We start from the raw sequence: 12,982 nt of genomic DNA, 5'->3' as shown, positions 1-12,982 counted from the left end.
CCGGGCCTGCAGGGCCCCGACTTTCGACCAAGGTCTAACCGAAGTGGTGACGCGACCGGGGGTGGATGGGGCAAACTGAGGGGGAACGGCTGCTGCAATGCTGCGGCTGCACACACAAAGTCAACGTGCAAGTGAGGGTGCCATGGCTGATCTCTACCCTGTCGATCCGCAGTTCGCCGCCAAGGCGCGTATCGACAAGAACATCTATGAACAGCAGTACCAGGCCTCGGTGTCCGATCCGGATGCGTTCTGGGGCAAGGCTGCCGAGCGGCTGGACTGGTCGCGCAAGCCGACGAAGATCAAGAACGTCAGCTACGACCTGTCCGACTTCCACATCAAGTGGTTCGAAGATGGCGAGCTCAACGCCAGCGTGAACTGCCTGGACCGCCAGCTGGAAAAGCGCGGCGACAAGACGGCCCTGCTGTTCGAGCCGGACAGCCCGGACGCGCCGGCCCAGCACGTGACCTATCGCGAGCTGTACGAGCGCACCTGCCGTCTCGGCAACGCGCTGCGCAACCTGGGCGTCAAGAAGGGCGACCGGGTCACCATCTACCTGCCGATGATCGTCGACGCTGCCGTGGCCATGCTGGCCTGCGCGCGCATCGGTGCGATCCACTCGGTGGTGTTCGGTGGCTTCGCCCCGAATTCGATCGCCGACCGTGTCAGCGACTGCCAGAGCAAGCTGATCATCACCGCCGACGAAGGCCTGCGCGGTGGCCGGAAGATTCCGCTGAAGGCCAACGTCGATGCGGCGCTGAAGCTGCCCGGCACCAATACCGTGGAAACCGTGCTGGTGGTGCGCCACACCGGCGGTGCGGTGGACATGCAGGCCCCGCGCGACCGCTGGTTCCATGATGTGGTCGACAGCCAGCCGGCCAGCTGCGAGCCGGAACCGATGAACGCCGAGGATCCGCTGTTCATCCTCTACACCTCCGGTTCCACCGGCAAGCCGAAGGGCGTACTGCACACCACCGCCGGCTACCTGCTGTACGCGGCGTACACCCATGAAGCGGTGTTCGACCTGCGCGAGGACGACATCTACTGGTGCACCGCCGACGTCGGCTGGGTCACCGGCCACAGCTACATCGTGTACGGCCCGCTGGCCAACGGCGCGACCTCGCTGATGTTCGAGGGCGTGCCGAACTACCCGGACACCTCGCGCTTCTGGAACGTGATCGACAAGCACAAGGTGTCGATCTTCTACACCGCCCCCACCGCCATCCGTGCGCTGATGCGCGAAGGCGAGGAGCCGGTGAAGAAGACCTCGCGCGCTTCGCTGCGCCTGCTTGGCAGCGTCGGCGAACCGATCAATCCGGAAGCCTGGCGCTGGTACTACGAAGTGGTCGGCGACAGCCGTTGCCCGATCGTCGATACCTGGTGGCAGACCGAGACCGGCGGCATCCTGATCTCGCCGCTGGCCGGTGCGATGGATCTGAAACCGGGTTCGGCCACCCTGCCCTTCTTCGGCGTGCAGCCGGCCCTGGTCAATGCCGATGGCGAGATCAAGGACGGCCCGACCGAAGGCAACCTGATCATCCGTGACTCCTGGCCGGGCCAGATGCGCACGGTGTACGGCGACCACCAGCGCTTCATCGACACCTACTTCCGCACCTACCCGGGCAGCTACTTCACCGGTGACGGCTGCCGCCGCGACGAAGACGGCTACTACTGGATCACCGGCCGCGTGGACGATGTGATCAACGTGTCCGGCCACCGCATCGGCACCGCCGAAGTGGAAAGCGCGCTGGTCTCGCACCCGAAGGTGGCCGAAGCCGCCGTGGTCGGCTTCCCGCACGATGTGAAGGGCCAGGGCATCTATGCCTACGTCACCCTGGTGGCCGAGGAAGCGCCCAGCGACGAGCTGCAGAAGGAGCTGGTTGCCTGGGTGCGCAAGGAGATCGGGCCGATCGCCACGCCCGACCACCTGCAGTGGGCGCCAGGCCTGCCGAAGACCCGTTCGGGCAAGATCATGCGCCGCATCCTGCGCAAGATCGCCGAGAACGCACCGGACCAGCTCGGCGACACCTCGACCCTGGCCGATCCGTCGGTCGTGGCGTCGCTGGTGGACGAGCGCAAGGTGCGCTGACGTACGACCCGGGGTCGGATCCCTTTCCGCAAGGAAAGGGCTCTGACCCCAGGGGCTTCGGCCCCGAACAGTTCCCCCCTACGGTTCCCCCCGACCATGACCACCCTCCTGATTGCCGATGACCATCCGTTGTTCCGCGAAGCCCTGCGGGGTGCCGTGCAACGGGTCATTCCGGGCGTTCAACTGTTCGAGGCCGACAGCGTGGAGGCGCTGTATGCGCTGGCCGACCAGCACAACGACGCCGACCTGGTCCTGATGGATCTCAACATGCCCGGCGCACAGGGCTTCAACGCACTGGTGCACATGCGTTCGCTGCATCCGCACCTGCCGGTGGTGGTGGTGTCCGCACGCGAAGAAGCCACGGTGATGCGCCGTGCACTCGACCATGGCGCGCTGGGCTTCATTCCGAAATCCGCTGATTCGGACACCATCGGCCATGCACTCGGCACCATCCTCGATGGCGAGACCTGGGCGCCGCCGGAAGCACACAACGTGCCGCCGACCGGCAGCGAAGAACGCGAAGTCGGCCAGCGTCTGCGCGAGCTGACCCCGCAGCAGTTCCGCGTGCTGCAGATGCTCGGCGCCGGCCGCTTGAACAAGCAGATCGCCTACGACCTCAACGTCTCCGAAGCGACGATCAAGGCGCACGTGACCGCGATCCTGCGCAAGCTGGGCGTGACCAACCGCACCCAGGCGGTGCTGATGGCCGGCAAGCTGGCGATCGACGACGACGCCATCGTGCTGCCGCCGGAAGAAGACTGAGGGTTCGTGCCGGCCGCTGGCCGGCAACCGCGTGAAACTGTTTGAGCTGCCGGCCAGCGGCCGGCACTACCGGATGCCGCTTCGGCCTGGCGCCACCATTTCCACGTGATATAGCCATCGCTATAAAAACCAGCCCTGCCTGCGCGTTTCGCTGGAAATGCGCCACGCGCGGATCGCGGTGCTAAGCTTCGCGTCCCCTTGGGGAGTAGCCGGATTCCTACGCAGGAATCGTCCACGTCAACATACTCGGCCAGTGCGCCGTGGCGTGGACAACCATGATGGTTGGCGAGACCAGCGGCCCGCGCGCGCAACGTCAGGTTGGGCGCGAGCGCAGGCCGTGCGTCCGTCCTTGCCCGACCTCAGCAGCCGCCCATGTCCCCCCTTTCGATCCTCCTGATCGGCTTTGCCATGTCCACCGATGCCTTCGCCGCGGCGATCGGCAAGGGTGCAGCCATGCGCAAGCCGGTGTTCCGTGATGCGCTGCGCGCCGGCATCATCTTCGGCGTCATCGAGGCGATCACGCCCATCATCGGTTGGCTGCTCGGCCGTGCCGCCCTGCAGTACGTGGAAGCGTTCGACCACTGGATCGCCTTCGGCCTGCTCGGCGCGCTGGGCATCCATATGATCTACAACGGCCTGCGTCCGGACAACGGCGAGGACGACGAAGATCCTTCGCAGCACCATGGTTTCTGGAAACTCGCACTGACCGGTTTCGCCACCAGCATCGATGCGATGGCGGTGGGTATCGGCCTGGCCTTCATGGACGTACATATCGGCGTGATGGCCGCAGTCATCGGCCTGTGCACGCTGACCATGGTCACCGCAGGCATCATGCTGGGCCGCGTGCTCGGCAGCATGGTCGGCAAGCGCGCCGAAATCATCGGTGGCGTGATCCTGGTGATCATCGGTGCGACGATCCTGTACGAACACCTGCACGGCGTCGCGTAAGGCGTCGGCTGTCGGCGATCATGAGGTTGCCGGCCAGCGGCCGGCACTACCGGCGCGTCATCCGCGTGTTGCGTGGATTCAGTCGTTGTTGCGGGTATCCCGCAACGCGCCCAGGAACGCGCGCAGCGACGCCGGCTTGATCGGCTTGGTCAACAGGCGATAGCCACGCTCGCGTGCCATCCGCTTCAGTTCATCGCGGCCATCTGCGGTAAGCAGCGCACCGGGCAACGGATAGCCCGCCGCCTCGCGCAATGCCACCAGCGCATCCAGCCCATCCATGCGGTCGTGCAGGTGGTAATCCACCAGCATCACCTGCGGACGCTCGGCGATTTTTTCCAGCGCCAGGTCCACCGTCGATGCGGTGATCACCTGTACCTGCCAACGCCCCAACAGCGCGCGCATGCCATCGAGGATCTCCTCGTCGTTGTCCACGCACAGCACGCGCAGGCCCGCCAACGAATCGCTGCGGACCGGCGGTGCCGTCGCCGCCAGGCTGACCGCATCGGTATATCCCGGCAGCGGCGCCACCCGCGGCAGGATGATCGAGAACATCGAGCCGCTGCCGACCCGGCTGCGCGCGTTCAAGCGATGATCGAGCAGGCGCGAGATGCGCTGGCAGATCGACAGGCCCAGACCCAGGCCCTGCTCGCCCCAGTCGAACGGCTGCTGGTAGCGGTGGAACTCGTCGAAGATCTGCCGCATGTGATGCTCGGGAATACCAGGGCCGGTATCCCACACCTGCAGCTCCACTTCGTCGCCACGCTGGCGCACGGCCAGCACGATGCGCCCCTGCCGCGTATAGCGCAGCGCATTGGCAAGGAAGTTCTGCAGCACACGGCGCAGCAGGCGTCGGTCGCTGCGCACCCAGGTGGTACGCGCGAACAGATCCAGGCGCAGCCCACGTCCGGCCGCGACCGGCGTGTACTGCGCGGCCAGCTCGCGCATCAGCGCGCTCACATCGAACTCGCCGATCACCGGATGCAAGCCACCGGCATCCAGCCGCGACACATCCAGCAGGCCATCAAGCAGCTCTTCTGCGGCGCGCAGCGAGGCATCCACGCGTTCGGCCAGATGCCGCTGCTCGTCACTGACATGGTCGCTGTCGCGCAGCGCCGAGGCGAACAACCGCGCCGCGTTCAACGGCTGCAGCACGTCATGGCTGATCGCCGCCAGGAAGCGGGTCTTCGATTGCTGTGCGACTTCCGCAACATGCGAGCGCTCGGCCACGCGCTGTTCCAGCGTTTCGTTGGCTTCCAGCAGCGCGCGTTCGGCGTGCTTGTAGTCGGTGATGTCGTTGTAGCTGGTGACGTAGCCGCCGCCGGGCAGTGCCTGGCCGCGCATTTCGATCACCTTGCCATCGCTGCGGGTGCGCTCGAAGACGTGCGGCGAACCGGCGCGCATGTAACCGATGCGGCGGTTGATCTGCATTTCGATATCGCCTTCGCCCAGCTCGCCACGCTCGGCGTTGTAGCGGATCAGGTCGGCCACCGGCCGGCCTACGTAGAGCATGCCGTCGGGGTAGCCGAACATGTCCTGGTAGCGCCGGTTCCAGGCAGTCAGGCGCATGTCCGGGTCGACCACGCTGACGCCGGCGCTGATGTTTTCCAGGGTGGTCGACAGGATCTCGCGGTTGAAGCGCAGCTCCTGGCCGGCTTCGTCCAGCACCGCCACCACTTCGCCCAGGTCCATGCCGGAGCCGCGCAGCAGGCTGGTCAGCAGCAGGCGCGCGGACGCCGCACCGATCGATGCAGCCAGCAGGCGCTCGGTGAACTGCACCCACGGCCGGTCCGCCGGTGCCGAGGACTGCAGCTCGCGACCCAGCGACTGCGCCTGTTCGAAGAACGAGCGCCGCGCATGGCGCTCGCCGACCACGCGCGAGGCCAGTGCCAGCAGGTCGCCCACGTGCACGTGGCCCGGCCAACCACCGGCCACTGAAGGCCGCTCGGCATAGGGATCGAGGAAGGGTGCAGCGCGCAGGCGCTCATCCACGCCGGGGCGCCAACGCGCGGACACCAGCATCATCGTCGCCGCGTTGACCAGCAGCGACCAGAACGTGCCGTGGGTCAGCGGGTCCCAGCCGGTCATGCCGAACAGCTGTTGTGGCCGCAGCCAATCGATGCCGAACGGACCATGCTGCACCCAGCCTGCATCCATCCAGCCGGCCATGGTCATCGCCGGCAGCAGCAGGGTGTACAGCCAGGTGGCGAAGCCGAGCAGCATGCCGGTCTCGACGCCACGACGGCTGGCGCCGCGCCAGTACAGCCCACCGATCAGGCCCGGCGCGAACTGCGCCACCGCGGCGAACGCCATCAGTCCGTACGAGGCCAGCGTGCTGTCGTTGCTGCTGCTGCGGTAGTAGCTGTAGGCCATCAGTGCCAGCAGCAGGATCGCCAGCCGGCGGATCCACAGCACCCGCGAGGCGACATCGGCCGCTTCCTGGTGGTCGCCACTGCGACGCAGCAGCACCGGCATCACCAGATCGTTGCTGACCATCGTCGCCAACGCGATCGAGGACACGATGACCATGCCGGTGGCGGCAGAGAACCCGCCGATATAGGCGATCAGTGCCAGCGCGTTGCGACCCTCGGCCAGCGGCAACGCCAGCACCATCGAGTCATCGGCCACGCCGCTTCCGGTACCGAACAGGCTGACGCCGGCGGTGGCGATCGGCAGCACCATCGCCGAGATCAGCACCAGGTAACCGCCGAACATCCAGCGCGCACGGCGCACATCACGTACGTCGCCGCACTCGACCACCGCCACATGGAACTGGCGCGGCAGACAGATGATGGCCAGGAAACTGAGCAGCGTCTGCGAAATGAACCCCACCGGCGGAAGCCCGGTGAACAGCGTATGCACCGACTCCACCACCGCTTCGTTGCGGTCGCTGAGCCAGACATAGGCGAACACGCCCACCGCCACCATCGCCACCAGCTTGATCACCGACTCCAGCGCGATGGCCAGCATCATGCCGTGGTGATGTTCGGTGGCGTCCACCTGGCGGGTACCGAACAGGGTGGCGAACAGCGCCATCAGCAACGCCACGTACAGGGCCGGATCGCTGAAGAATCCGGTCGGCCCGGTGTTGCCGGTCAGTACCTGCAGGCTCATCGCCACCGCTTTGTACTGCAGGGCGAGGTAGGGAATGATGCCGATCAGCGCGATGATCGCCACCAGCGCCGCCAGCCGCCGCGAGCGGCCGAAGCGCGAGGAAATGAAATCGGCAATGGAGACCACGTTCTGGCTGCGCGCGATCAGCGCCAGGCGCTCGATGATGCGCCAGCCGAACAGCAGCAGCAGCAGCGGGCCGATGTAGATCGGCAGGTAGCCCACACCGTTGCGCACGGCGGTACCGACTGCGCCGTAGAAGGTCCACGACGAGCAGTACACCGCCAGCGCCAGGCTGTAGACGACCGGCCGCAGCCACGGCCGGTCCGGGTACATCGGCCGACGGTCGCCCCACCACGCCACGCCGAACAGCAGCGCAGCGTAGGCAACCGAGACCAGCAGCAGGATCCAGCTGGAGACCAAGCGCGTGTTTCCGTCGGAGGAGGGGTCAGTAGATCACGACCGTTGATCGTGATGGTAGGTCACGACGGCGGATCGCGAAGGTGGGTCACGACCGTTGGTCGTGACAGAGGCGTCCGTGCCCACCAACGGTGGGCACCCACCAGAGGGAGAGGTGGGCACCCATCAGGAAACGGTGGTCACCTACCGGAAGACGGTGGGCACCCACCAGGAAACGGTAGGGACCTACCGGGAACCGGCGTTATTCCGCCGGAACGCCCATTTCCTTCAGCAGTTCAGGTGCCGGGTAGACCTTGGCCAGCAGCCAGCGCAGGTAGCGCATGTCCACGTGCACGGCGCGCTTGTAGCGCGGGTCGAACCACCAGCTGGCACTGACCGACTCCCAGTTGCTGTCGAAGTTCAGGCCGATCAGTTCGCCCTTGGCGTTGAGCACCGGCGAGCCGGAGTTGCCGCCGGTGGTGTCCAGGTTGGTCAGGAAATTGACCGTCTGGGTCTTCAGCGCGGGGTCGGCGGTGCTGCCGAAGTCGCCCTTGGCAATCGCGGCCAGCAGCGGCTTGGGTGCATCGAACGGATAGGCGTTGGTGTTCTTTTCGACGATGCCGGCCACGGTGGTCACCGGCGAATAGGTCACGCCATCACGCGGGTGCAGCGCTTCCACCTTGCCGTAGCTGATGCGCAGGGTGCGGTTGGCATCCGGGTACACCGCACGGCCCTGCTTGGCACGCCAGGCGAACAGGGCCTGCATGTAGGCCGGGCGCAGGCGCAGCTGTTCGCCTTCGCGGGTCTTGCTCTCGTTTTCGATGCGCAGCTGCGCGGCCACCAGCGGGGCGGCCACGGCGATCAGCGGATCGGCGGCCAGCGCCTTGCCTTCGCGGGCAGCGGCGAAACGGGACAGGCGCTGCGCTTCGTCACCCAGCTGGGTGCCGGCATACAGCGTGTCCAGCGCCTGCGCCAGCTGTGCCGGGGTACGGCCGAACGCCGTGTCGAACTCGGCCACGCGCTGCGCATCCGGCAACTGCTGGTAGCGCGTCAACAGGGTGGTCAGCAGCGCCTTCTCGACCTCGGGTGCATAGCGGCGCTGCACCTGCTTCAGCACGCCTTCGATCATCGCCTGGTCGCGCTGCTGGTAGCCGGTCTCGCGCTGCGCGTCCGGCTTGGCCGATTCAATGCGCAGGCGTTCCAGCAGTAGTGCCGAGCGCAGAAGTTGGCTCTGGCCGGCCATCTGCTCCAGCAGCAGGTCGCGCTCGCCCACCGCCGCGCCCTGCGACAGGTTGGCCAGCAGCGCCTTGATATCGCCCTGGTACTTGCGGTCGGTGGCGGCCAGCATCGCCTGCTCGTCGGCCGCACGCTGGGCCTTGGCATCGCTGCGCAGCAGCCCTTCCAGCTCACCGGCAGCGCGCTTGCGATTGTTCTTCAGCGACTGCAACTGCGAGGCATAACGGGTACGTGCCTGCGCATCCTTGGCACTGACCGCTTCGATGGTGTCGATCATCTGCTGGAACACCGACACCCGGCGCGGCAGCACGGTATCGATCTGGCCAGCGAATTCGGCGGCGGTGCGATGGCGGTAGGTGATGCCCGGGTAACCGGCCAGCATCGCGTAGTCGCCCTCCTTCGGGCCTTCCACCGACATCTGGAGGTGCGCCGGGGCCTGGTAGGGCACGTTGTCCTTGCTGTAGGCGGCCGGCTTGCCGTCCTTGCCCACGTAGGCACGCAGCAGGGTGAAGTCGCCGGTGTGGCGCGGCCACATGAAGTTGTCGATCTCATCGCCGTAGTTACCGATCGCGCGCGGCGGCGCATAGACCAGGCGCACGTCGCTCAGCTCAAGCTGGGCGATGCGGTAGAAGTCGGTGCCGTAATACATGTTGGCCACCGAGCAGCGCACGCTGCCGTCCTTCTCGCACTCGGCCACGATCTGCTTGCTGGCTGCATCCACCGCGTCGAAGTACGCGCTGCCGGTCTTGCCCTTGGCCTGTGCCAGCACCTGGTCGGTCACCTTGTCGAAGCCGACGGTCACCAGCACGCGGAAGTCCGGATTGGCCGGACGCTCGTCGGCGCGACCCTTGGCGATGAAGCCATCGTTGATGAAGTTGTGCTCGGGCGAGCTGTTGTACTGGATCACGCCCATCGCCACGTGGTGGTTGGTCAGCAGCAGGCCATCGGCCGACACGAACGAGCCGGTGCCACCGCCGGCACGCACGACCGCACTCAGCGGCGGCGCGGTCACGTTGGCCAGATCGGCCGGGTTGCCCTTGAAGCCAGCCGCCTGCAGCGGCTTGGCCAGCTCCGGCAGCTGGGTCGGCATCCACATGCCTTCATCGGCGTGGGCGCCAGCGGCGAGGGTCAGGCCCAGGGCCAGGGCGGTGGGGAGGGCTTTGCGTGGCGACATGAGGCAATCCGGTACGACAGAACAGCCCGGGACCATAGCTGCTGGGGCGCTGTCGGGCAACGCCCGATAGTCAGGCCCGCCCAGCGTTCCTACAATTGCGCCCTTTCTGCACATCGGACGTCAGCAGATGATCGTCGGTATCGATCTTGGCACCACCCACTCCCTCATCGGCATCCACGCCCCGGACGGGCCGCGCTTGTTCCCCAACGCGCATGGCGAGCTGCTCACCCCATCCGTGGTCAGCCTCGACAACGACACCGTGCTGGTGGGGCAGCCCGCCCGCGATCGTCTGGTCAGCCATCCCCAGTTGAGCGTGGCGCACTTCAAGCGGTGGATGGGCAGCGACCGCGAAACCCGTCTGGGCAACCGCACGTTCCGTGCCGAGGAGTTGTCGGCACTGGTCCTGCGCTCGCTGCTGGCCGACGCCGAGGCAGCGCTGGGGCACAAGGTGGAAGAAGCGGTCATCAGCGTGCCGGCGTATTTTTCCGATGCGCAGCGCAAGGCGACGCGGGTTGCCGGCGAACTGGCCGGCATCCGTGTCGAGCGCCTGATCAACGAGCCCACCGCGGCCGCGCTCGCCTATGGCCTGCAGCAGCAGAGCGAGGAAAGCCGCGTGCTGGTGCTGGACCTGGGCGGTGGCACCTTCGATGTGTCGGTCCTGGAAATCTTCGACGGCGTGGTCGAGGTCCATGCCAGCGCCGGTGACAACTATCTTGGCGGAGAGGACTTCCTGCAGGTCCTGGTGCAAACATTCCACGCTGAACTGGGCATCGCTGCCAGCGACCTGTCGGCGGCGGAACAGGCCCAGCTGCTGCGACGGCTGGAGGTGTTCAAGCGCGAGCTCAGCGTGCAGGGCCAGGCCCGCCTGCATCTGCCCCTGGCCGGTGCAGAGCGCACCTGGCAGTTGGATGAAGCACGCTATGCGTCCCTGTGCGAACCCCTGCTGCAGCGCATGCGGACCCCCATCGAACGTGCCATCCGCGATGCCCGGCTCAAGCCCGACGCGCTGGATGACATCGTGCTGGTCGGCGGCGCGGTGCGCATGCCGATGATCAGCAAGCTGGCCACCCGCATTTTCGGCAGGCTGCCGCTGCGCCATATCCATCCCGACGAGGCCATTGCGCTGGGCGCGGCGGTCGCGGCCGGCCTGAAGGCACGGGATGAATCGCTGCGCGAGGTGGTGCTGACCGACGTCTGCCCCTATACGCTAGGAACCCAGGTATCCCGCCGTGATGCCTCCGGTGGCGAACGCAGCGGCTATTTCCACCCGATCATCCAGCGCAACACCGTCGTGCCGGTCAGCCGCGAGGACCGTTTCTACCCCCTGCATGAACAGCAGCAGGCCGTCCGCATCGACGTGTTCCAGGGCGAGAGCCCGACGGTGGACCGCAACATCAAACTGGGTGAACTGAATGTGCCGCTGACCCACCGTGGTCCGCTGCATGAGCGCGGCGTCACGACCCGCTTCACCTACGACATCAACGGGCTGCTGCAGGTGGAAGTGACCGAGGACGCTACAGGCCGGCGGCACGAACTGGTGCTGGAGCAGAATCCGGGCCTGTTGACGCCGGAAGAAATCCAGCAACGCCTGCAGGCGCTGCAGGCGCTGCAGGCTCTCAAGATCCACCCGCGCGACGCGCAGCAGAACCTGGCCATCATCGCCCGCGCTGAACGCCTGTACGAGGAGCTCATCCACCAGCGCGAGCCCCTGCAGACGTGGCTGGCGCAGTTCCGGCACGCGCTGGAAGGCCAGGACACGACGCTCATCGATCGCCAGCGCCGCGAGCTTGCGTACGCGCTTGATGCACTGGAGGCCGGCGAATGAGCTGGGGCCTGGACGTTCTGGAACTGGACGCGGATGCCGACGAGCGTGCGATCAAGCGCGCCTACGCAAAGCGCCTGCGGGTAACCCGTCCCGACGATGATCCGGTTGCCTTCCAGCACCTGCACCAGGCCTACCAGGCTGCGCTGGACTGGGTGCGGGCCGAATCGACCGCTGACGATGGCCTGGATCACGCATGGGCCGAAGCCGATGGCGCGCTTGAAGCGATGGCTTTCAGCGCGCAGCAGCCGACGCCGGGGGTAGGCGAATACTCCCCGCCGCGTCCCCCGCAGGGGACGCCGGTGTTGTTGCGCACGCAGCCGCCGGTGGAACCTGACGGTGGGGTGGACGTACCGGCGAACGCACAGCGCATCCTCTGCGAGGCACGCCTGTCGCCGGCCGATGCGTTCGGTCCCTGGCTCGAGGCCACGCCCATCCTGTGGTCGCTGCGCTACAAGCCGCTCGTTGGCCAGGCGCTGCTGGATGAGCTGGTGCGCACCGGGGACGGTGTCTGCGCGGCCAACATGGCGCTGCTGGTGCGTTGCTTCGGCTGGGATGACGTGCACGACGGCGTGGACCCGGACAGGTTGGAGGCGATCCGCACACGCACGCATCGTCGCTGGGCAGTGCAGTCTGGCGATCCGACGCAGATCAACGCCGCCCTGCATCGGGAAGGCAGCCTGCAGATGGCACAGGCCACCGCTGAACGCTGCCTGCGCTATCTGTCCAAGCCCTGGCACGCAGGGTGGGCGCTGTGGCGGGCCGTGCTGCCCGACCATGTAACCGACGCCAACAGGATGATGGATGCGCTTGAGCAGAACGGCTTCGAGCAGTTGCCTGTCTCCTGGGATCCACGCCAGGTCGCCTTCTGGCGCAGCCTCGTGGACGTGAGCCAGATCAACCGCTGGCGCTGCCTGCTGGGGATGCTGCGCGGGATCCTGATCGGCGCGCTTGCCGCCATGCTGCCGTTGCCGTTCACGTTCATGGCGCTGCTTGATGGCCTGGACCGCGACATGTCCGAATATGGTCTGGCCGCCATCGGCATATGCACCGCATTCGCCCTGATCGGAGTGCTGTGGCCGTTGCTTCGCTGGAGCGTACGTCAGCTCACCCTGGATCACAGCCACACGCGCTTCGGCCTTCTGCTGACACTGCCTGCGCCGCTGATGGCCATCGCCAGCCTGGTGCTGATCCATGGGCTGGGTCAACGCGTCGAGGGCACCTTGATGATCTTCCCGGCGCTGGCGCTCTCCGTCGCGCGGTGGTGGCGACGGGTCGGCTACCGGATCGATTTCAGGATCCGCTATGCCGTGCTCCTGATGCTGTCGCTGTTCCTGGCCGAAGCAGGCATCGTGCTGGTACTGGGATATTGGCTGTGGGAGTTCGCACAGGACCGCCGCAGCCGCGCAGAAACCGCGCGACGCTAGCAGGCGGCGCCGGGCTCGCC

At 66.7% G+C, this 12,982-nt stretch carries 7 protein-coding genes and 1 riboswitch; of the genes, 5 read left to right on the top strand and 2 right to left on the bottom strand.

Annotated elements, in window-relative coordinates; genetic code table 11:
* The first annotated feature begins 142 nt into the window (after positions 1 to 142).
* From acs to AC1DKR_RS19030, 3 genes are all read left to right on the top strand, one after another.
* Positions 143 to 2,086 (top strand): acetate--CoA ligase, encoded by a 1,944-nt coding sequence (gene acs / locus AC1DKR_RS19040; protein WP_312785775.1) that lies wholly within the window; start codon positions 143 to 145, stop codon positions 2,084 to 2,086.
* A gap of 96 nt (positions 2,087 to 2,182) precedes the next feature.
* Positions 2,183 to 2,848 (top strand): response regulator transcription factor, encoded by a 666-nt coding sequence (locus AC1DKR_RS19035; protein ID WP_006477308.1) that lies wholly within the window; start codon positions 2,183 to 2,185, stop codon positions 2,846 to 2,848.
* A 194-nt stretch (positions 2,849 to 3,042) separates the two neighbouring features.
* Positions 3,043 to 3,132, top strand: a riboswitch (yybP-ykoY riboswitch).
* 88 nt (positions 3,133 to 3,220) lie between these two features.
* Positions 3,221 to 3,796 carry a manganese efflux pump MntP gene (locus tag AC1DKR_RS19030; RefSeq protein WP_230111190.1) on the top strand — a complete coding sequence of 192 codons (576 nt, stop codon included), beginning with the start codon at positions 3,221 to 3,223 and terminating at the stop codon, positions 3,794 to 3,796.
* Between the two features lie 78 nt (positions 3,797 to 3,874).
* On the opposite strand, the gene AC1DKR_RS19025 is transcribed toward AC1DKR_RS19030, so the two are convergent.
* Together AC1DKR_RS19025 and AC1DKR_RS19020 are read right to left on the bottom strand one after the other, a co-directional pair.
* Entirely contained in the window at positions 3,875 to 7,327 is a 3,453-nt protein-coding gene (locus AC1DKR_RS19025; RefSeq protein WP_478034472.1) for a hybrid sensor histidine kinase/response regulator, read from the bottom strand.
* Positions 7,328 to 7,565: 238 nt separating this feature from the next.
* Positions 7,566 to 9,713, bottom strand: coding sequence for a S46 family peptidase (locus AC1DKR_RS19020; protein ID WP_478034470.1), 2,148 nt, complete (start codon positions 9,711 to 9,713; stop codon positions 7,566 to 7,568).
* Between the two features lie 127 nt (positions 9,714 to 9,840).
* On the opposite strand from AC1DKR_RS19020, the gene AC1DKR_RS19015 reads away from it, so the two are divergent.
* Positions 9,841 to 11,538 (top strand): Hsp70 family protein, encoded by a 1,698-nt coding sequence (locus AC1DKR_RS19015; RefSeq protein ID WP_478034468.1) that lies wholly within the window; start codon positions 9,841 to 9,843, stop codon positions 11,536 to 11,538.
* Positions 11,535 to 12,962 (top strand): heat-shock protein, encoded by a 1,428-nt coding sequence (locus AC1DKR_RS19010; RefSeq protein ID WP_363733702.1) that lies wholly within the window; start codon positions 11,535 to 11,537, stop codon positions 12,960 to 12,962. The genes AC1DKR_RS19015 and AC1DKR_RS19010 overlap by 4 nt, the downstream gene beginning before the upstream one ends.
* Positions 12,963 to 12,982 lie beyond the last annotated feature (20 nt).

The organism is Stenotrophomonas sp. 01N47 (assembly GCF_056399165.1).
Note: the sequence above shows the minus strand (reverse complement) of the source record. Positions and strands in the feature narration are given on the sequence as shown.

What these genes read in the sequence shown, in the direction of transcription:
- acs (WP_312785775.1), top strand. Translation starts at nt 143, where the DNA reads ATGGCTGATCTCTACCCTGTCGATCCGCAGTTCGCCGCCAAGGCGCGT.
- AC1DKR_RS19035 (WP_006477308.1), top strand. Translation starts at nt 2,183, where the DNA reads ATGACCACCCTCCTGATTGCCGATGACCATCCGTTGTTCCGCGAAGCC.
- AC1DKR_RS19030 (WP_230111190.1), top strand. Translation starts at nt 3,221, where the DNA reads ATGTCCCCCCTTTCGATCCTCCTGATCGGCTTTGCCATGTCCACCGAT.
- AC1DKR_RS19020 (WP_478034470.1), bottom strand. Translation starts at nt 9,713, where the DNA reads ATGTCGCCACGCAAAGCCCTCCCCACCGCCCTGGCCCTGGGCCTGACC.
- AC1DKR_RS19015 (WP_478034468.1), top strand. Translation starts at nt 9,841, where the DNA reads ATGATCGTCGGTATCGATCTTGGCACCACCCACTCCCTCATCGGCATC.
- AC1DKR_RS19010 (WP_363733702.1), top strand. Translation starts at nt 11,535, where the DNA reads ATGAGCTGGGGCCTGGACGTTCTGGAACTGGACGCGGATGCCGACGAG.